Source organism: Novosphingobium resinovorum (genome assembly GCF_027922145.1).
In the GTDB taxonomy this organism is placed as follows: Bacteria; Pseudomonadota; Alphaproteobacteria; order Sphingomonadales; family Sphingomonadaceae; genus Novosphingobium; species Novosphingobium resinovorum.
In genome coordinates this window covers 150,469-168,263 of record NZ_BSFC01000030.1, presented here as the reverse complement: position 1 = coordinate 168,263, position 17,795 = coordinate 150,469, and the positions used below count along the sequence as shown (strand labels likewise).

The following is a 17,795-nucleotide window of genomic DNA, read 5'->3' as shown; positions in this document are numbered from 1 at the left end:
AGCGGGGGTTTCTGCAAGGCCGGTCGCGGAGGAGGGTGCGACCGGCCTTGCTGGGAGGATCAACCCTCCCAAAGCTCTCCGCCCGGCCGCGCCGCCACGGGTTCGCCCGGCTTTTGCGCCGAAGCGACTGCAAGGAATTCGCTCACTGTCCCCTCCCGCTCTGCCGGCGCGCTTGAAGATTGCGCCTGACGTTTGATCTGCTGCATATGTATTTCCAAAAAACAGCGCTGTCATTAAAAAAGATGCTTGCGATTGCAGGTAGAACGTGACCGCTAACAGGATTGCTTGATACAACGCTGTCTTCATACTGAACCCGCCTCCCGCGTGATGGCGATTGCCTTGCATTCGGGCGGGCTTGGTGAAACAGAGGCCATGCACAAAGCCAATCTGAGGAAGCACCGGGGGAAATGAAAAAGGTCACCATCATGGACGTTGCCCGTCAGGCGGGCGTCTCGATGAAAAGCGTCTCCCGGGTCATCAACAACGAAGCGAGCGTCCGCCCCGACCTCAAGGCCAAGGTCGACAAGGCCGTCGCCGAACTCGGTTACCGCCCCAACTTCGCCGCGCGTGCGCTGGCGGCCGGACGCTCGTTCTTCCTCGGCATCCTGTTCGACAACCCGAGTCCGGGCTACACCCTCCAGATTCTCAACGGCGCTTATGCCGCCTGCCGCGCGGCGGGCTTCCAACTGGTCATCGAGAGCGTCGACACCTCGGCCAGCGACATCCGTGAGACCATGGACGGCCTGCTCGCCAGCGCCCGCCTGGACGGCATGGTCGTCACCCCGCCCGCCTGCGACAACGCGGCCGTCATCGCCGCCCTCGACGCGCGCAAGCTGCCCTACGTCCTGCTCGCCCCGATCCGCGACAATCCCGAAGTCGCCAGCGTCCGCTCGAACGACGCGGCGGCGGTGCACGATCTCGTCCGCCACCTCTGGGGCCTCGGCCACCGCAGGTTCGGCCTGATCGACGGCCCGGCGACGCATGGCGCGAGCCAATGGCGGCGCGAAGCTTTCGTCGCCGCGCTGGAGGAACGTGGCCACGCCCCGTCCGACATCGTCACCGCCACCGGCGAGTTCACGTTTTCCTCCGGGATCGGTGCCGGACTGCAGATCATGCGCGCGCCCCAGCCGCCGACCGCGATCTTCGCGGAGAACGACGACATGGCCGCCGGTGTCTTCGCCGCCGCCGCGCAACTCGGCGTCAAGATCCCCGACGACCTCTCCGTCGTCGGCTTCGACGACAGCTGGATCGCCCGCAGCGTCTGGCCGGAACTGACGACGATGCGCCAGCCTATCTTCGAAATGGCCGAAGAAGCCGTGCGGCTGCTCCTCGACTTCTGGAAGACCAGCGAAGTCGGCAAGAAGACCTTCGATTGCACCCTGGTGACGAGGGGATCGACCGCGCCCCCTCGCCGCTGAAGGCGCTCAGTCCTCCAGGAAAAGTTCGGCGGCGGCGTCGATGATGGCGTCGGCGTCGAGGCGGTAAGTCCGGTAGAGATCGTAGAGGTCCCCCGTCTGCCCGAAGCGGTCGGTGCCGAGCGGGCTGACGCGCATGCCCTTGACCCCGCCCAGCCATGACAGTGCGCCCGGCGAGCCGTCCAGTACCGTCACCAGCCCCGCCCCCGGCGCCAGCGCACCCAGCAAGGCTTCGGCATGGCTCGGCGCCTGCTTCTGCCCGTTCCAGCGCGCCGCCCGCCGCGCCGACCAGCCCCGATGCAGCAGGTCCGGCGAAGTCACGTTGAGCAGGCCGATACCCGGCAGATCCTCCGCCAGCTCTTCCCACGCCGCCAGCGCTTCGGGCGCGACGACGCCGGAGAAGGCGATCGCCGCCTGCGCGTCCGGCCCCGGCTCCTTCAGCCAGTATCCGCCCTTCAGCGCATCGACCTGCCAGTCGTCGTCCTCGCGCTCCACCTGCGGGATCGCGCGGGTCGAGAGGCGCAAATAGACCGAGCCGCCGTCCTCGCGCTGCATGTGGTCGAACGACCAACCCATGATGAGCGCCAGTTCGTCGGCGAAGGCCGGGTCGAAGGCGGTGAGGCCGGGCTGGCCCATGCCGATCAGCGGCGTGTTGATCGACTGGTGCGCGCCGCCCTCCGCCGCCAGCGTCAGGCCCGAGGGCGTGCCCACCAGCAGGAACCGCGAGTCCTGATAGCAACCATAGTTCAGCGCATCGAGCCCGCGCGAAATGAACGGGTCGTAGACCGTCCCCACCGGCAGCAGCCGTGTGCCGAAGTGCGGCCCGGCCAGCCCCAGCGAGGCGAGCATGATGAAGAAGTTGTTCTCGGCGATGCCCAGTTCGATGTGCTGGCCCGCCCCGTGCGCCGACCATTTCTGCGCCGAGGGGATCTTCGCCTTCTGGAACACGTCGGCCAGTTCCTGCCGCCGAAACAGCCCGCGCTGGTTGACGAAGCCGCCGAGGTTGGTGGTCTGCGTGACGTCGGGCGCGGTGGTGACGATGCGGTCGGCCAGTTCCTCACCCGACTTGGCAATGTCGAGCAGGATGCGCCCGAAGGCGGCCTGCGTCGATTGCTCCGCGCCTTCGGGCGCCGGCAGCGCGGGCACGGCGACGGCAGGCGCCAGCGGTTCGGCGGGCTTGCGGGCGATCGGGCTGGTCTTGACGAAGGCGTCGAGCGCGGCGGCGGCATTGTCGCCAAGGCCGCCCCAGGGTTCCCACTCCTGCCCTTCCGGCACGCCCATCAGGCTGCGGAACTGCTCCATCTGGGGCGGGTTCATCATGCCCGAATGGTTGTCCTTGTGCCCCGCCAGCGGTAGCCCGTGGCCCTTGACGGTGTAGGCGATGAACAGCGTCGGCCGGTCATCGTCGCAGGCATCGAAGGCGTCGATCAGGCTCTCGATGCAGTGGCCGCCAAGGTTCGTCATCAGCGCCGCCAGCGCATCGTCGTCGTAGCTGTCCAGCAGCTTGCGCACTTGCGCCTTGTCGCCGATGTCGGCCATCAGCCGCGCCCGCCAGGCCACACCGCCCTGATAGGTCAGCACCGCGAAGTCGGCGTTGGGGCACTGGTCGATCCATTCCTCGATCGCCTTGCCGCCGGGCTTTGCGAAAGCCTCGCGCTGCAGCTTGCCGTACTTGAGCGTGACGACGCGCCAGCCGCAGGTCTCGAAGATGTCGTCGAAGCGGCGGAACATGCGGTCCGCCGTCGTGCTGTCGAGCGACTGGCGGTTGTAGTCCACCACCCACCAGCAGTTGCGCAAGTCGTGCTTGTAGCCTTCAATGAGGCATTCGTAGATGTTGCCTTCGTCGAGTTCGGCGTCGCCCATCAGCGCGATCATCCGCCCCGCGTCTTCCTCGCGCACTTGACCATGCGCGACGAGATAGTCCTGCACCAGACTCGAGAACGCCGTCACCGCGACGCCGAGGCCGACCGAGCCGGTCGAAAAATCGACGGGGATCGTGTCCTTGGTGCGCGAGGGATAGCTCTGCACGCCGCCGAGGCCGCGAAAGCGCTCCAGCTTCTCGCGCGTCTGCTCGCCCAGCAGATAGTGGATCGCGTGGAGCACCGGCCCGGCGTGGGGCTTCACCGCCACCTTGTCCTGCGGGCGCAGCGCATGGAAGTAGAGCGCGGACATGATCGCCGTCATCGAGGCGCAGCTGGCCTGATGCCCGCCGACCTTCAGGCCATCGCGCTTGGGGCGCAGGTGGTTGGCGTTGTGGATCGTCCATGCCGAAAGCCACAGCAGCCGCTTCTCCAGCGCCTCCAGAGTCGCGACAAGGTCGGCGCGGGTCTGGGTGATCGTGTCGGCCATCTGCTCATGCTCCCTGAATGGCGCTCGAGCGCCATCGCGGCAGAATACGCTCGGCGGGCTGCGCATGTCCTTGCGTGTTCGGCCTCTCGGCGCGTATCCATTGGCAGAACCTGCCGATAATTCCATAATGGACGCCATAATCATGCCATCACCGCTGGACTCGATTGACCGCCGGATTCTCGACGAGCTGCAGTCGGACGGGCGTATCACCAATCAGGAACTGTCGGAGCGGGTCGGCCTGTCCCCGTCCCCCTGCCTGCGCCGCCTCAAACAGCTGGAAGGCGAAGGCGTGATCACCCGCTACGTCGCGCTGGTCGATCCCGAGACGGTGGGCCTTGGCGTCACCGCCTTCGTCCGCGTGCGGCTCGACCAGCAGGACGACCGCCACCTCGAAGCCTTCGAGACCGCGATCATGCAGTTTCCCGAGGTGATGGAATGCTACCTGATGACCGGGGAGGCGGACTATCAGTTGCGGCTGCTGGTGCCTTCGCTGGGCACTTTCGAGGATTTCCTGCGCAACAGGCTGACGCGGATCGAGGGCGTCTCGCAAGTCACCACCAGCTTTGCACTAAGGCCGGTGGTGTACCGGACGAAGATTCCGGTGTGATGGCGGCAGGGACGTCTTCCCGGACTTGATCCGGGACCGCTGGCCGTGACCAGCCCACTTACGGGAGCAGCACCTTACCGACAGAACTCGCCTAAAGACAGCCACCGGTCCCGGATCAAGTCCGGGACGACGAACTGTCACGGCGCCCCCGAAGGGCTCGGCGCGACCGATGATCTCGGTGCGGGTGAGGCGCTGCCGCTCGGCTCGATGCGCAGGCCCTGCCCGTCCAGCGTCACGTCGAGCGGCACCCCTTCGACCCTGGTGCTCAACACCGCCTGCCCGTTCTCGATGCGGATGTGGTTGTCGTCGCCCACCGGAATGTCGCCGAGGTCGGGCACGTCGAGCGGCTGGACCGGGCCGTCCGGATCGGCAGCCTTGCGCGGCGGCGCGGCCTTCTCGCCCAATGCCTCGCGCATGAAGTCGCGCCAGATGCGCGCCGGGACGGTGCCGCCGGAGACCCCGTTCAGCGGCGAATTATCGTCCTTGCCGACCCAGACGCCGACGACGAGATCACCCGAATAGCCCACGAAGAGCGCATCGCGGTTCTCCTGACTGGTGCCGGTCTTGCCGAAGTTCGGCGCCTGCAGCATGGCCGCACGGCCTGTGCCGCGATTGACGGTGGCGCGCAGCATGCCCTCGATCGCCTCGTGATCATGCTTCGAGAGCGAGCGCTTGCCATCGAGCAACCAGTCGAACCAGCCCGCCTCCGGCACCGGGAAAGCGCGCGGCTCGACCGGGAAGCTGTTGGCGGCGACGCCCGCATAGGCGGAGGTCAGTTCCAGCAGCGTCATCGTCGCGGTGCCGAGCGCCAGACTGGGATCGCCCATCGGCAGCGGCGAAGACACGCCGAGCCGCCGCGCCATGTCGATCACCGACTCGTCCCCGACCCGGTTGAACAGCCGCACCGCCGCGACGTTGCTGGACCGCGCGAAGGCATCCTCCAGCGTGATCGTCGGCGAATAGGCCCCGCCGGCGTTCTGCGGGCGGTAGGAGCCGGTATCGATCGGCGTGTTGGGGATCGTATCCTCGGGGCTCATCCCGGACTTGATCGCGGCGAGGTAGACGAACAGCTTGAAAGTCGAGCCTGGCTGGCGGCGCGCCTGCGTGACGCGGTTGAACGGGCTTTGCGAATAGTCCCGCCCGCCGACCATGGCGACGACCTCTCCGTTACGGCGCATGGCCACGAGCGCGACCTGCGTGCCTGCAGGAACCTGCCGGGTGGCGCGGTGCGCGGCGGCTTGCAGGCGCGAATCCAGCGTGGTGCGATAGGACTCGGCGTGGCCCGCCGCTTCGAGCTGGCGCGCCTGCGGCAGCGCCCAGTCGGCGAAGTAGGTGCCGGTCGGAAGCTCGGCCCGGTTGCGCACGTCGAGACGGGGCGTGGATACGGCCTTCGCGTGCTGCGGAGTCATGTATCCCGCATCGGCCATGGCTTGCAGGACCACCCTCATCCGCTTTTCGGACGCGGCGAAGTTGTTGGTCGGCGCCAGGCGCGAGGGAGCCTTCATCAGCCCTGCCAGCAGCGCCGCCTGCCCCTCGGTCAGCTTCTCGGGCTGGCGATGGAAGTAGTGCAGCGAGGCCGCGCGGATGCCGTAGGTATTGTCCCCGAAGTAGGCGTTGGAAAGGTAGCGCTCGAGGATCTCGTCCTTGGTCAGCCATGCCTCCAGCCAGAACGCGATCAGCATCTCGCGCCCCTTGCGCGTGAGGCTGCGCTCCGAACTCAGGAACGTGAACTTGGCCAGCTGCTGCGTGATGGTGGAGCCGCCCTGCGTATTCCCGCCGGTCACGTTGCTGAGCGCGGCGCGGGCGATGCCGCGCGGGTCGATGCCCCAGTGCGAATAGAACCGCCGGTCCTCGATCGCCAGGAACGCCTGCACGACGTGCGGCGGCAGGTCCTTTACCTTGACCGGATCGTCGGTGACCGCGCCGTTGCGGGCGATCGGCGTACCGTCGGCGGCGAGCAGGGTGATCTCGGGCGGCGCGATCGGCTGGAGCGACTTGGACAGCGGCGCGGTGACCGCGAGATAGCCCACGGTCAGCACGAACAGCGCCAGAACCCCCGCGAAAGTGCGGACGATGCGCTGCTTCCACGTCCAGCGGTGCCACGGCAGAAGCCGCCACAGCCATGCCAACAGTCGGCGCGGCCAAGTGCGCCACCCCCTGCCTTCGGGCAAGGGGGTCTCGACGAGCACGTTGTCCAGTTCGGGCTCGCGGGGGTCGGCGGCTATATGGCGGGAAAGCTCCATTGCCGCCTGCGTTTAGCTGATTCTCCCGGCAAACGCATCCGGGGTTTCGACGAAAGGCGTACAGCGCCCTGCCATCGTCGTCAGGTCGCCTTTTCGGGATAGGGCATGATGATCGTGCCGTCGGGCGCGGCGGTGAAGGTCGTCTGCGTGGGATAGGGGATCGCAATGCCCTCCTGCGCGAACCGCTTGACGATCGCCACCATCAAGCGGTCGCGCAAGGGGTGGGCGATGCCCCAGTCCTTGCCGGGCACGTCCACCAGCAGGCTGAAATCGAGCGAACTGGCGCCGAAGCTCTCGAAACCGGCGCGCGATGCCTTGCCGCCTTCCGCCTCGACAAGCTCGGTCAGGATGCCCGGAATGCGCGCCAGCGTCTCCGGAGGGGTCTCGTAGGCGACGCCGATGGTGAACGGCAGGCGGATGTGGTCGCGCCCGCTGACGTTCAGGATCTCCTTGTCGAGCAGGTTCTTGTTGGCGATGATCCGCAGTTCGCCGGTATAGGCGCGGATGCGCGTGGATTTGAGCCCGATCGCCTCGATCACGCCCGAACTGGTGCCGAAGCTGATCTGATCGCCCTTGCTGAAGGGGCGGTCGAAGATGATCGCCAGCGCCGCGAAAAGATCGGCGAAGATGCCTTGCGCTGCCAGACCGATGGCGATGCCGCCCACACCCAGACCCGCGACGAGGCCGGTGACGTTGACGCCGATGTTGTCGAGCAGAACCACCGTCGCCACCGCGAAGACGACCACGCTCACCAGCAGGCGGATGAGGCCCATGGCGTTGATGATCGCTTCGCCCTTGAAGTGCTCGGCCGAAGTCTTGTGCTCGATTGCGCCGAGGATGAACTCGCGCGCCCAGATCGCGCCTTGCAGGACGGCGGCGAGGGTGAAGAAGAAGGTCACCATCCGGTCGATCATCGGCGGCGTCTGCGCGTAGCCGTCGACCGCGCGGATCGCGACCATGATGATGAAATAGTTGGTCGTCTTGGTGACCACCCGGCCGACGATGGTGAGCCAGTCGCCGCGCCCGCGCTCTTCCCGACACAACCGCGCGCCGAGGCGGCGTAGCGCGTAAAGCGCCGAGACGATGGCGACGGCGATGGCCACCGCGATGATGATCTGCAGCCAGTAGGTCTGGAACCACGCGAAGGTCGAATTCGACAAGTCGCGGACCTGCACGGAAACGTCGGGAATGGGGGACTTTGCGGGAGCCGGAGTGGCGGCGGGGGCGGCTGCCGCTGCGGCGATAGTGGTGATTACGCTCATCGCGTGCTCGTGATCCTGCGTCTGTGGCGCCGGCTGCGGATGGCGACCCGAACCGGCGGATGGGCGACGCTCCCGAAGCGAAACGGAGCGTCGGCGCGGGCTTTTGAAATGAACGGCCCTCGACTTTGTTCCCGTATCGGGACCGCCCGGGCGGGTCAAACCTTGCGGCTTCACCGCTTATACCCTAAGGGGGTATAGGTATGGCACATCTCGGCAAGGACAATCAGGCGCTCATCATGCGGATACGTCGCATGGTCGGGCAGTTGCAGGCGGTCGAGCGTTCGCTCGTCGAGGGCGAGGACTGCGCGAAAGTGCTGCTGCAGAGCGCGGCGGTGCGCGGCGCGGTCAACGGTTTCATCGACGAACTGATCGAGGACCACCTGCGCACCCACGTCTCCGCGCCCGACCTCTCCGATGCCGAGCGCGAGGACGGCGTACAGGCCGTGATCGCCGCCATCCGCCGTTACGCGAAGTAGAAAGACCGCATTTCCCATGGCTTCCCTGCCTCACCCATCCGTTCACGATCACGATTTCCTCGGCGCCTCGCACGACGCCAACGCCCGCCGCACGCAGTGGGTCGTCGTGCTCACCGCCGTCATGATGGTGGGCGAGATCGTCGCCGGATATGCCACGGGATCGATGGCCCTGCTCGCCGACGGGTTCCACATGGCGACCCATGCCGGAGCGCTCGGCGTCGCCGCGCTGGCCTATCGCTATGCCCGCAGGCACCGCCGAAATCCGGCCTTCAGCTTCGGGACCGGCAAGGTCGGTGACCTCGCCGGCTTCGCCTCGGCTCTGGTTCTGGCGCTGTTCGCGGTGGGGATCGGGGTGGAATCAGTGGAACGCCTGCTCAACCCCGGCCCGGTGGCGTTCGGGGACGCCACCATCGTCGCGGTGATCGGCCTGATCGTGAACATCGTCAGCGCCCTGCTGCTGTCGGGCGACCATCACCACCATGGGCACGGGCATGGCCACCATCATGAGCACGCTCATGATCACGGGCATCATCACGGCCACGCGCACAACGACAACAACTTGCGCTCGGCCTACCTGCACGTGCTGGCCGATGCGCTCACCTCGGTCATGGCGATCGTCGCGTTGCTGGCCGGGCGCTATCTGGGCTGGACCTTCCTCGACCCGCTGATGGGCGTGGTCGGCGCGGTCGTCATTGCGCGCTGGTCATGGTCGCTGATGAAGGACACCGCCGCCATCCTGCTCGACCGCACCGACGACCACGTCGCGGAAGAAGTGCGCGAGGCCATCGAAGGCCCCGGCGACGCGCGCATCACCGACCTCCACGTCTGGCGCATCGGCCCCGACGCCCATGCCGCGATCATATCGGCCAGTTCGGCACGCGACCATGGCGAACTGCGCCGCCGCCTCGCGCCGGTGCATGAACTGCGCCACGTCTCGATCGAGCGACATTGAGGGCAGGCGTCGTCCACACCCCTCGTCATTGCGAGCGTAGCGAAGCAATGACGAAAAGGAGTGAGAGCAGGAAAAGGGTGAGCGGGGCCGACGTCAGCTTGCAAACCAGGCGCTATCCTCGCCCGTGGCGGTCGCGTAGCGCTCCAGTTGGCTGTCGAGGCCGGAGAATTCCCAGGTCAGGCGCAGGAACACCGAATCCTCGCCGTGCACCCACAGCCGCGCCGGCGGCCAGTGCGGCTGCCAGCGCAGTTCGTAGACGTCGGCCGTGAACGTGCCCGCCGGGACGGTCACCTCCTCCTTGCCGACATAGGTAACGCCGATCGTGATCGGCAGCGCGACAAGCGAGCTTTCGCCGTTGACGTCGTAGGAGCAGGTGACGCTCGGGATCATCCGCTCCGCCCCCGGCTCGTCGGTCCCGCGCGCAAGCGCGATGGCACCGTCGCCCACTAGCGGATGCAGGCCGAGATAATCGACCCGTCCGGGCAAGGTCTGGCTGGTGCGCCCGAGGTTCGCGGTCAGCGACTCGCAGTGCGTGGCGTCAGGCGTGAAATAGTACCAGGAACTGCCCGTCAGCTTGCCGTGCTGGACGACGCGCACCTGACCCTCGACCGGGCGCAGATCGGCATCGAGGCTCCACGAAGCGTCGCGGGTCAGGGCGCCGTCGCCCATCTCGCAATAGGCGCGGACCGTGCGACCATCGGCGCGCACGTCGATGCCGAAGTCCTCGATCCCCTGCGGGCCGTTGGCGTGATGATAGACGATGCGGCCCGCATGACGACGAAGATAAGTCACTGCATTTTCCATCACAGGGCCACGGTCACGGCCTTGGTCTCCAGATAGAGGTCCAGCCCCTCGCGCCCGAACTCACGCCCCCAGCCCGACTGCTTGAAGCCCCCGAACGGGATGTTCGCGCCGACCGCGCCGTGAGTGTTGACCGAGACATGGCCCGACCGCACCCGCGCCGCCATCTTGTGCGCGGTGGACAGGTCCTGCGTCCAGACGCTGCCCGAAAGGCCGAAGTCGCTGTCGTTCGCCATCGCGGCGATGGCGTCGAGGTCGTCGCCCTCGAAGCGCTGGACGGCCATGACCGGGCCGAATATCTCCTCGCGCACCACGCGCATGTCGGGGGTGGTGTCGGCGACGATGGTGGGCTCGACGAAGTGGCCGGGGCCTTCGGGCGCCTTGCCCCCCGCGACGACGCGCGCCGGGCCTGCCCTGGCCTCGTCCACGTAGCTCATGACGCGGGCCTTCTGCTTCGCGGAGATCAGCGGGCCGATCATCGTGTCCGCATGCAGGCCGTGGCCGATCTTCATCGACCCGGCGAACGCGGCCATGCCTTCGAGCAGTTCGTCGTAGATATCGGCGTGGACGAAGATGCGCGTGCCCGCCATGCAGTTCTGGCCCTGCAGGAAGAAGGTCGCCATCGCAACGCCCGGCACGGCCTTGGCCATGTCCGCATCCGGGAAGACGATCACCGGCGACTTGCCGCCCAGTTCGAGGCTGACTTTCTTGAGATCGTCGGCGCATTCGCGCACGATCAGCTTGCCCACTTCGGTCGACCCGGTGAACGAGATCTTGGACACCAGCGGGTGCTTGACCAACGCCGCGCCCGCCGTCGCGCCATCGCCATTGACGATGTTGACGACGCCCTCGGGGAAGCCCGCTTCCATGATCAGCCGGCCGAGCACGACGGCGCTGAGCGGCGTCTCCTCGGCGGGCTTGAGGACCACGGTGCACCCCGCCGCCAGCGCCGGGGCCAGCTTGAGACACGCCATCGAGAGCGGCACGTTCCACGGCACGATCTGGCCAACGACGCCGACCGGCTCGCGCAGGGTGTAGGTCAGCGCCTCTCCCGCCGCGAGGACATGCGCGGGCGGCGTCGTGGTGGTGCCCTCGATCCGCTCCGCCCAGCCCGCGTAGTAGTGGAACAGTTCGGCATTGTTGCGCGCGGTCAGTCCGGCGAGCCACATCGGCATGCCGTTGTCGATGACCTCGAGTTCGGCCAGCACTTGCGTGTTAGCCTCGAACAGGTCGGCCAGCTTGCGCAGCAGCCTTGCGCGCTCGAAGTGCGAGAGCTTCGACCACGGGCCGCCGAACGCCTTGTGGGCCGCGCGGACCGCAAGGTCCACGTCCACCGCATCGCCCAGCGCGAAGCCCGCCAGCGCGGCGCCGGTCGCGGGATCGTGGGTTACGCCCGCCGCGCCGCTTGCGGAGGATACGAACTTGCCGTCGATCAGCAGCGGGAAGTCGCCGCGCAGGACGTCCCAGGTGCCGGGCGAGAGTTCAACGGGGAAATCGGCTGCAGTCAGGGTCATCTTATACTTCCACCTTGCCGGCATCGTAGGCGAACAGGCCCAGCGTTTCCTCGTTGCGGACTTCCTTCTTGCCGAAGTTGTCCGCGTCCTTGCTCTGCAGGCGTTCGGCGTTGGCGTTCGATTCCGCCTGGATGAACGTCGCATGCGCGATGCGCGCACGTTCGTAGCGTTCGATCGCCTCGGCCACCGTGGCCCCGGCCTCCATCGCACGCGACAGGACCACCGCGTCCTCGATGGCGCAGGAGGCGCCTTGCCCCAGGAATGGCGTCATCGCATGCGCTGCGTCGCCGAGCAGGGTGATGCAGCCACCTTGGTTCCAGGTCGACAGCGCCGAGCGGGCATTGATCGCCCATTTGAACAGGCGGTCTTCCTCCAGATGCGCGATCATATACTGGATCGGCTCGCACCAGCCGGCGAAGACCTGCTGCAGTTCGGCACGTTTCGCGGGGATCGTCCAGCCGTCGTCGGTCCAGCCTTCCTCGCGGGCGAAGAAGACGAGATTGAGCTGCGTGCCGCCGCGCAGCGGATACCACACCGCCATGCGCTCCGGCCCGATGAAGTTGCCGGGGTTCTCGGCCAGCTCGCGGAGCTGCTCGTCCACGGGCACCACGCCGCGCCACGCGACGTGGCCGGTGAAGTGAGCGGAGATCGGTTCGAAGATCTTGCGCACTACAGACTTGAGCCCGTCAGCGCCGACGAGCAGGTCGCCGTGATGTTCGGTGCCGTCTGCGAGCTTGAGCAACGCTTGTGTGCCGCTGTGTGCCGCTTGCACCACCCTTGCGGAGAGGTGCAGCTTGCCGCCCAGCTCCCGCGCTGTCTCGACGAGGATCGCGTGCAGGTCGGCGCGGTGCATGTAGAGGTACGGAACGCCGTACTTCTCACGCATCTGGTTGCCGCGCTCCAAGGTCTTGAGAACGCGGCCATCTTCCCAGTGCCGCACGACCTGCCGCACCGGCTCGCTACCCGCAGCCTCGATCTTTGGCCCGAGCCCGAGGTACTGCAGCCCCGCCATCGCGTTGGGCGCGAGCGTGACGCCCGCCCCCACTTCCCCGAAGCTCTGCGCGCCTTCGAAGACTTCGACCTCGAACCCCTTGCGCAGGAGCCCGATGGCCGCCGTCAACCCGCCGATGCCGCCGCCGGCGACGAGAACCCGGGCCTTTTCCATCAGCCGAGTTGGCCAGGAATATGGCTTTCGTGGTTCTGGAGATACCACTCGGCGATTTCCTCGCGCGTGGTCCACCAGACGCCGTCGAGCGACTTGGCGTGCTCGATGAACTCGCGCACCGCGCGGACGCGGTGGGCGCGGCCGGCGACGTGCGGGTGCAGGCCGATGTTCATGATGCGGCCGCTCTTGGCGCCTTCCGCATAGAGGACGTCGAGTTCCTCGATCAGCGCATCGCGGAATTGGTCGGTGGTGAAGTTCTTGCGGGTGATGAAGGTGAAGTCGTTGATCTCGTTGGAATACGGGACAGAAACGATCGGGCCGTTCGGCGTGCGCAGCAGGTACGGCTGGTCGTCGTTCATGATGTCGCAGTAGAAGGTGCAGCCCTCCCCTGCGAGGATGTCCGCCGTCTGCATCGTGCCGCGCAGCGACGACGAGAGCCAGCCCTTGGACTTGCGGCCGGTGTACTTCTCGAACTGCTCGAGCGAGCGCATGATGATGTCGCGCTCCTTCTCCGGCTCGTGCGCGAAGGTGGTGAGCAGTTCGCCCTGCTCCCAGTTGTGGGTGAGCAGTTCCCAGCCGCGCTCCAGCACCGCATCGGTCATCGCCTTGCGACGCTCGAAGGTGACGGCGTTGGTGGTGCAGCTGGCCTTGACGCCCAGTTCGTCGAACAGGTCGAACAGGCGCCAGATGCCCACGCGCTGGCCATATTCGCGCCAAGTGTAGTTCGGGAAGTCCGGCGTGTTGCCGGGCAGGATGTCCGGCAGGATCGCCGGGCCGCCCGCGTAATAGGGCTTGTCGGTATCCTTGGTGAGATCCCAGGTCTCGAGATTGAAGGTGATCAGCAGCGCCACGCGCTTGCCGTCCGGCCACTGGAGCGGCTGGCGCTGCGGCATCGGGACGTAATCGTATTCCATTGTGAACTCCGTATTCTAATCTCTCGACCCTGAGGTCAGCTTAGAGCGCCGATGCCGTATCGCCAGTGCTTGCTTTGCAAGTGACGGATCAGAAATCCGCAAGCAGGCGGCCGAAGCCTTCCTTCTGGTCCGTGAAGCCCATCGTGCGCAGGGCGTGCCAGTAGGTGGCGGTGTTGATCGCGATCACCGGCTTTTCCAGCCAGAACTCGGCCATGGCGGCGACTTCGGCGAAGGCCAGGTTGGTGCCCGCCTGGATCACCGCGTCGACGCCCTCGCTCACCTTGATGGCGGCGCGCTTGAGGGTCTGCTTGTCCTCGTGCGCGATCAGCATCGGCGACTGGCACTTGAGGCCTTCGACGTGGACGACCTCGTAGCCCTGGTCCTCGAAGAACTTCTTGACGTTGGCGTCGCCCACCGGCGCATAAGGGGTGAGGATGCCGATCTTGCGGATCTTCTTGCCGTCGGCCTCCTCATAGGCCCGGATCGCGGCGTCCACGGCGGTGGAGCCCATGATCACCGGCACGCCGCCGGTCCGCTCCAGCATGCGCTGGTGCAGGCGCTCGGCGCCCTCGGCGCCGTCCCAGAAGGTCTCGGCCGACATGCCCATGACGACGCAGCCCGGGTCCATCGACATCGACACGTCGACCGCATCGAACGTGGCGCTGCGGATGTTCTCCAGCATCTCCACGAACGTCGCGTCGTCCACGACCTTGGTGTCGGGAATCGCGATGCGCGAGAAATGGTTGGTCACGCCGCGCGGGCGCATGTCCGCGTACTCGGGCTCGACGCTGGTGTTGGTCGAGGGGGCGACCACCGCGAACTTCATGCGGTAACCGAGAGAATCCGTCATTTTCTATATCCCACGCAGCTGGAGAGCGGACTCTCCGAAAGAGTTGCAGACGGGCCGGCAGAACCCTGGCCGGAAGATCGTGTCGCCCTTGCGGACCGGGGGCTGCTGATGCTCCCGATCATGACCGTTCATCGCGCCCCGGGCCGACCTTCCGCAAGGCGACACCCGTCCCGTTGTCCACCTGACGACCATTGGCGGCCGCGCGCTCGCGGCGGCGCGGCAGGACGGGAACTATCGGGGCGAACCAGCAAAGGCAGACCGATGACCGAGCATCCCTCCTCCGCCCTCGTGCGTGCGACGATCTTCGTGCGCGATCTCGACAAGGCGACGCAATTCTACCGCGCCATCGGCCTCACCGAGACTTACTTCGAGGGCAAGCTGAGCCATCCTTCGGCGACCGAGATCCTGGGCTTCGACGACCCGCGCCCATTCGAGATCCGCATCGTCAAGCGCCCCGGCCCCAACTACGGCATGGTCGGCCTGTTCAAGCTGGCGGACGGCACCACGAACGAGGCCATCCCCCCCGCAACCGGCCCGGCGCGCATCGGCGAGGTGGCGCTGGTCTTCTACGTCACCGACATGGCCGGAACGATGGAAAGGCTGCGCGCCCTCGGCGCAACGTGGGCGCCGGAGCCGCAGGTCTTCGCGATGGAACACCGCGCGCAGCTGGAAGTCTGCATCCGCGACTGCGATGGGGTATTCATCAACCTCGTTGAAACCGACCCCGCGCAGCAGGAGCGCACCCGCCCGGAACTGGACTATTCCTGATACACGTCGTCCCGGATTTGATCCGGGACCGCTATCAGGACCAGCCCGCCTCTCGACGGGATCGTCCTGATAGCGCGCGCCTAAAGACCGCCAGCGGTCCCGGATCAAGTCCGGGACGACGCCAGAAACTCTTCCACCGCGCGCGCGACGCCTTGCGGGTCCGCGGTGGCCTGGAAGTTCGCCCCGCCGGTGACGGCAAGGCTCGCGCCGGGGAAAGCGGCCTTCGCGCGGTCCAGCTCGGCGTGGAAGTAGTCGTCGGGTGAGGTCAGCAGCAGCACTGGCGCGGTGACACGCGCTGCCAGTGCAGGCGTGTCGGACTTTGCCACCGCCATGTAGGCCTGCGGCCGGGCTTTCCATGCGCGCAGCATGGCGACGACTTCGTCATGGATGATCTCCACGTCGATGCCCTCGTTGTAGCCGGCGGCGTAGTCCCAGTTGGTCTGGAGGTGCGATCCGTCGCGCTTGAGGCCGATCGGCTCGCCATGCGTTTGCTCGAAGTGCGCGCGCTCATCCGGCGTCATCAGCTCGGCGCCCGCCAGTATGATTGACGCCACCCGCTCGGGATGGTTCGCGGCGAAGTACACCGCAAGGCTGGAGCCGGTGTGATGCCCGAAGACATGGAAACGCCCGATCCCGAGCGCGTCGATCCCTTCCAGAATCCACGCCGCATAGTCCGCGAGCGAAGGCCAGCCGACCGGATCGAAGCTGCCCCCGAAGCCCGGCGTGTCGATCGCGACGAGCCGGTTGGGCAGATCGAGTTCGGCCAGCAGCGGGTCGTAGCTCTGCGCCGAGCACGCGGTCTGGTGCAGGAAGACGATGGCGGGCTCCCCGCCCGGCGCTTCAAGGCCCGCCACCTCGCGCACGTGCAGCTGCCCGTCCGCAAGGTCCACGTAGGACTTGCGGACGCTGTTGCGGGTCACAGGCCCAGCACGCCCGGACCGACGAGGCCCTGCGGATCGAGCGCCGACTTGATCGCGCTGACCAGCGCCTTGGGCTCCGCGCCGAGGCGCGCGGCGTAGGGATAGGCTCGGCCGAGCTGGAAGTGCAGCGCGCCGTGGGCGTCGTAGAGGTCGACCAGTTCACCCTTGAGCCGATGGACGTACTCACGCGCGGCCGGGTTCGCCGGGAATTTCGGCAGGCTGGCGAGGTAGTCGCCGGGCACCGATTCCGCGTGGTAGGCGGTCTGCTCGTCCGGCCAGTAGAGCGCGATTTCGTAAAGGAAACCGCTCGACCCAACGGTGGAATACATGCCGCCGCCCCACACGCCGTGCTGCGTCATGTCGGCGGCGCGGTCCGCGTAGAAGCGCTGGAGCGCTTCGTGGAAATCACGCACGCGGTCATGCGCCATGACGCCGTGCAGCGGCACCCAGCGCTCGCCGCCCGGGCCGAGCGTGTTGTAGAGCGGTGCGAAGGGCATGCCGCGCACCACCGAAGGCACCGTCGCGACGATTTCGCGGCCGAGGTCTGCGGTCAGGTCACGCAGGCGCTGCAGCTTGGCGCGGCACTCGGCATCGTCAAAACCCTCGACGATGTAGTGCGTCATGAAGTTCGAAGCGGAAATCTGCTTGCGGGCGAGAATGCCCGCCGCCGCGACCTGCTTGAGCCCGGCGAAGACCGAGGGCGAACTCTTGACGATGGACATCGCCATCGCCAGCTGGCCGCCCGCACGCTCCTGCTTGGCGATCTGGCCCTGCGACAGCGCGGCGTCGAGCGCGAAGTGCGAATCCTCGACCCGCTCCATGGCGATGCGGCGCATCGATTCGTGCATCTGCGCGAATTCGGCGAAGGCGAAGGACAGCACGCGATGCGCAGGCTTGTGACGCAGCAACGGCAGCGTAACCCGGGCCTTGAGGCCGAAAACGCCGCAGTCGCCGGTGAACAGGCCCGTGAGGTCCGGCCCGGCATGACGGCCGAACGGCTTCTCGCCCAGCGCGCCTGTGCCGGTGCGCAGCAGGCTGCCGTCGGCAAGCACGATGTCGAAGGCCAGTGCCGATTCCGCCGAGATGCCCCATGCGCCCGAACCGTGGCTGATCGAGTTTTGCGACATCGATCCGCCGATGGTCGCGGCAATGCCGGAGAACGGCCCACGGAACGGCGTACGCAGGCCCTTGGCCTCCAGCGCGTCGGACAACTGGAGCCAGGTAACGCCCGCCTCGACGGTGACGTAGCCGTTGAACTCGTCGATCTCGACGATGCGGTTCAGGCGGCTCATGTCGATCAGCAGGTGCGAGCCGTCCACCGCATTGTAGCCATCGGTGTAGGACGCGCCGCCGCCGCGCACGGTGAACGGCAGCTTGGCGGCCGCCGCCTCGCGCACCACGGCCTGCAGTTCCTCGATCGTGCCAGGACGCGCGACCGCGCCCGGCATGATCTGTGCACGGTAGACGTCGGTGGCGAAGTAGGCGACCTTGGCCGGGTCGGTCAGCAGGTTGTCCGCACCGACGATGTTCGCCAGCGCGCTCGCATTTATGCTCATTGT

The 17,795-nt window shown here is 66.9% G+C and carries 15 protein-coding genes; 5 read left to right on the top strand and 10 right to left on the bottom strand.

Annotated elements, in window-relative coordinates:
• Window positions 1-407 precede the first annotated feature (407 nt).
• On the top strand, window positions 408-1,418 hold the full coding sequence (locus PKE80_RS18770) for a LacI family DNA-binding transcriptional regulator (RefSeq protein WP_271183799.1): 1,011 nt from the start codon (window positions 408-410) through the stop codon (window positions 1,416-1,418).
• Window positions 1,419-1,424: 6 nt separating this feature from the next.
• On the opposite strand, the gene PKE80_RS18765 is transcribed toward PKE80_RS18770, so the two are convergent.
• Complete coding sequence (locus PKE80_RS18765) at window positions 1,425-3,764, bottom strand: thiamine pyrophosphate-binding protein (protein WP_271183798.1); 2,340 nt, start codon at window positions 3,762-3,764, stop codon at window positions 1,425-1,427.
• A 127-nt stretch (window positions 3,765-3,891) separates the two neighbouring features.
• Between PKE80_RS18765 and PKE80_RS18760 the strand changes: the two genes are divergently transcribed.
• Window positions 3,892-4,371 (top strand): Lrp/AsnC family transcriptional regulator, encoded by a 480-nt coding sequence (locus tag PKE80_RS18760; protein WP_008832660.1) that lies wholly within the window; start codon window positions 3,892-3,894, stop codon window positions 4,369-4,371.
• Between the two features lie 137 nt (window positions 4,372-4,508).
• Here PKE80_RS18760 and PKE80_RS18755 read toward each other — a convergent pair whose 3' ends face one another.
• Together PKE80_RS18755 and PKE80_RS18750 are read right to left on the bottom strand one after the other, a co-directional pair.
• Window positions 4,509-6,614 carry a transglycosylase domain-containing protein gene (locus PKE80_RS18755; protein WP_271183797.1) on the bottom strand — a complete coding sequence of 702 codons (2,106 nt, stop codon included), beginning with the start codon at window positions 6,612-6,614 and terminating at the stop codon, window positions 4,509-4,511.
• Window positions 6,615-6,694: 80 nt separating this feature from the next.
• Window positions 6,695-7,876, bottom strand: coding sequence for a mechanosensitive ion channel family protein (locus PKE80_RS18750; RefSeq protein WP_271183796.1), 1,182 nt, complete (start codon window positions 7,874-7,876; stop codon window positions 6,695-6,697).
• 200 nt (window positions 7,877-8,076) lie between these two features.
• Between PKE80_RS18750 and PKE80_RS18745 the strand changes: the two genes are divergently transcribed.
• Window positions 8,077-8,352 (top strand): metal/formaldehyde-sensitive transcriptional repressor, encoded by a 276-nt coding sequence (locus PKE80_RS18745; protein WP_008832657.1) that lies wholly within the window; start codon window positions 8,077-8,079, stop codon window positions 8,350-8,352.
• A gap of 16 nt (window positions 8,353-8,368) precedes the next feature.
• On the top strand, window positions 8,369-9,304 hold the full coding sequence (gene dmeF / locus PKE80_RS18740) for a CDF family Co(II)/Ni(II) efflux transporter DmeF (RefSeq protein ID WP_271183795.1): 936 nt from the start codon (window positions 8,369-8,371) through the stop codon (window positions 9,302-9,304).
• A gap of 93 nt (window positions 9,305-9,397) precedes the next feature.
• Here the strand turns inward: dmeF and PKE80_RS18735 are convergent, their stop codons facing one another.
• The 5 genes from PKE80_RS18735 to PKE80_RS18715 all read right to left on the bottom strand — a co-directional run bounded on the left by PKE80_RS18735 (window position 9,398) and on the right by PKE80_RS18715 (window position 14,548).
• Complete coding sequence (locus tag PKE80_RS18735) at window positions 9,398-10,096, bottom strand: hypothetical protein (RefSeq protein WP_271183794.1); 699 nt, start codon at window positions 10,094-10,096, stop codon at window positions 9,398-9,400.
• A gap of 11 nt (window positions 10,097-10,107) precedes the next feature.
• Window positions 10,108-11,619, bottom strand: a complete 1,512-nt coding sequence (locus tag PKE80_RS18730) for an aldehyde dehydrogenase family protein (protein ID WP_271183793.1) — start codon at window positions 11,617-11,619, stop codon at window positions 10,108-10,110.
• Between the two features lies 1 nt (window position 11,620).
• Window positions 11,621-12,784, bottom strand: a complete 1,164-nt coding sequence (locus PKE80_RS18725) for an FAD-dependent monooxygenase (protein WP_271183792.1) — start codon at window positions 12,782-12,784, stop codon at window positions 11,621-11,623.
• Complete coding sequence (locus PKE80_RS18720) at window positions 12,784-13,698, bottom strand: polysaccharide deacetylase family protein (protein WP_271183791.1); 915 nt, start codon at window positions 13,696-13,698, stop codon at window positions 12,784-12,786. The genes PKE80_RS18725 and PKE80_RS18720 overlap by 1 nt, the downstream gene beginning before the upstream one ends.
• An 88-nt stretch (window positions 13,699-13,786) precedes the next feature.
• Window positions 13,787-14,548, bottom strand: coding sequence for a maleate cis-trans isomerase family protein (locus PKE80_RS18715; RefSeq protein WP_271183790.1), 762 nt, complete (start codon window positions 14,546-14,548; stop codon window positions 13,787-13,789).
• Window positions 14,549-14,809: 261 nt separating this feature from the next.
• On the opposite strand from PKE80_RS18715, the gene PKE80_RS18710 reads away from it, so the two are divergent.
• Window positions 14,810-15,316 (top strand): VOC family protein, encoded by a 507-nt coding sequence (locus PKE80_RS18710; protein ID WP_271183789.1) that lies wholly within the window; start codon window positions 14,810-14,812, stop codon window positions 15,314-15,316.
• A gap of 104 nt (window positions 15,317-15,420) precedes the next feature.
• Here PKE80_RS18710 and PKE80_RS18705 read toward each other — a convergent pair whose 3' ends face one another.
• Window positions 15,421-16,236, bottom strand: coding sequence for an alpha/beta fold hydrolase (locus tag PKE80_RS18705; RefSeq protein WP_271183788.1), 816 nt, complete (start codon window positions 16,234-16,236; stop codon window positions 15,421-15,423).
• The gene (locus PKE80_RS18700; protein WP_271183787.1) at window positions 16,233-17,792 is read right to left on the bottom strand and encodes an FAD-binding oxidoreductase; all 1,560 of its coding nucleotides are present in this window, start codon (window positions 17,790-17,792) and stop codon (window positions 16,233-16,235) included. The genes PKE80_RS18705 and PKE80_RS18700 overlap by 4 nt, the downstream gene beginning before the upstream one ends.
• Between the last annotated feature and the right edge of the window lie 3 nt (window positions 17,793-17,795).